Below are 926 nucleotides of genomic sequence, written 5' to 3' on the forward strand. Positions count from 1 at the left end.
CAAACGGAACAAAACCTGGGACACTTCAGTGCCCAGAGGCTTATCTACATGGCACGTTCGCTACGGGTTCGTCGTTCTAACAGCCAGTCAGACAAGAAGGAACCGTGGCGTAGTTTCGGGATAGCCACATCGACGGTGCTGACCCGTGTATCCAGTAGTCGGTTGCGGTAGCCGTTGCGGTGGTTGACGCGGTTGTCGCTGGTGGTGCCGTAGTCAGCGCTGCCGACAGTATCGTCTTGGGAAGATAGAATTTGGTTGATGAAATCACCGAGCATCTGACGCGTCAGATCGGGTGATGCTTGAGTGAGTAGCTCTTCGAGGTATGCTTTTGGTTGCCAGTTGTGTCGGCACCGGGGGCTTAACTGTGAGAAGCGGGTCGAATAGCAGAGTTCTCCGCTAGGAGGTGTAAAAATTCCTCTGGGTCTTTAACCGTCAAGCGAATGGGTCTTCCGATATTGCGGTGTAGGAGGATATTTGCAGAACCGGCATGGAATGAAATAGTGCCATCCAGGAAGTGAACCCCAAACGTTTGGGATTCGAGTATGGGGCCCGAGGGAAGGATCTCCGCCCCCTTCAGAGATTCCAAACGAACGTTGCTAACTGGAATGCCAAGAACTGAAATCCGAAGGATTTCATCATTCAGCAACACCCCGACATTAAAGAAAATTGCCAGAGACACTAAAAGACCGCATGTGATAAAGGCGGTTTGATCTCTTCTGGTCAAGAAGTAGACACACAATAAGAGTACTGCGAAGATAAGTACGATCCGACTAAAACTATATCCAAATACTCTTGATCGATAACTTGAACCAGTCATGAATATCACTCAACTTCCTTCCAACTATCTTCATGGGTAGTAAGGCGAAAATCACCACTGTGAGCATCGTGAGGGAGAATGAAGCGTCCTGGGTTTAGTTCCGCTTCTT

Annotated in this window: 1 pseudogene; it reads right to left on the reverse strand. The window is 49.2% G+C overall.

What is annotated here, in order from left to right:
• Positions 1–47: 47 nt before the first annotated feature.
• Positions 48–332: pseudogene (locus tag HMPREF2896_RS12315) on the reverse strand (transposase); the annotation flags it as partial.
• Positions 333–926 lie beyond the last annotated feature (594 nt).

This window comes from Corynebacterium sp. HMSC069E04, assembly GCF_001813175.1.
Classification (GTDB): Bacteria; Actinomycetota; Actinomycetes; order Mycobacteriales; family Mycobacteriaceae; genus Corynebacterium; species Corynebacterium aurimucosum.